General features: G+C 66.2%; 2 protein-coding genes. Both read right to left on the bottom strand.

Annotated features, from left to right (window positions below; translation table 11 throughout):
* Positions 1-311, bottom strand: a 311-nt coding sequence (locus tag IY392_RS18905) for an ATP-binding cassette domain-containing protein (RefSeq protein ID WP_194862056.1), incomplete at its 3' end; no start/stop codon positions are given.
* A partial coding sequence (locus IY392_RS18900) for an ABC transporter permease (protein WP_194862055.1) occupies positions 304-811 on the bottom strand: 508 nt, incomplete at its 5' end. The genes IY392_RS18900 and IY392_RS18905, both read right to left, overlap by 8 nt.

Raw genomic sequence — 811 nt, 5'->3', positions numbered from 1 at the left:
TGCTGTTGGAACACCACCCCGCGGTCGGCGCCGGGCCCGTCGATCGGCCGGCGATCCAACCACAGGAGACCGTCAGAGGGTTCGACCAGACCGGCGATGATCGAGAGGATCGTGGACTTCCCACAACCCGACGGGCCGAGGAGGGAGACGAACTGACCGCGGCCGATCCGGACGTCTGTGGGGGCGACGATCTGTACCGCGTCCGCCCCATTCCCGAAGGACTTCGAGATTCCTTCCAGATGCAGGAACGACGCATCGTGGCGCGAACCGGCCGATGGGCCGTCGTGGGTGGAGAGAGCAGTGTCAGGCATGGGGGACCACCTTGTGCAGGGCCGACACTGCGCGGTCGAGCGCGAGGCCGACGAGGCCGATGATGAGGATCGCGACACAGATCGCGGGGATGTCGAGCTTGTTCCACATGTTCCAGACGAAGTACCCCATTCCACGTCCGCCGACGAGCATCTCGGCGGCGATGATGACGAGCCACGATGTGGAGAGCGACAGACGCAGGCCGGTGATCATCTGCGGTAGGGCGGACGGCAGCAGGATCGAGCGGATCACCCTCCACCGTCCGGCCTCGACGGTGCGGGCGAGTTGGAGGTGGAGCGGGTTGACGGACCGCACGCCTTCGATGGTGTTGAGCAGGAGCGGCCACAGTGCGCTCATGATGATGACGAACAGCGCGGTTCGCTCGGCGTCACGGAGTAGGGCCAGCCCCAAGGGCAGCCATGCCAGGGGCGAGACGGGCCGGAGGATCTGGATGATCGGGTCGAGTCCCCAGCGGGCGGATCGCACAGACCCGAGTAGGAAA

Origin of the sequence: Dietzia sp. SYD-A1 (assembly GCF_015356725.1) — a bacterium.
GTDB lineage: Bacteria > Actinomycetota > Actinomycetes > Mycobacteriales > Mycobacteriaceae > Dietzia.
This window is presented reverse-complemented; position numbering and strand designations above follow the sequence as displayed.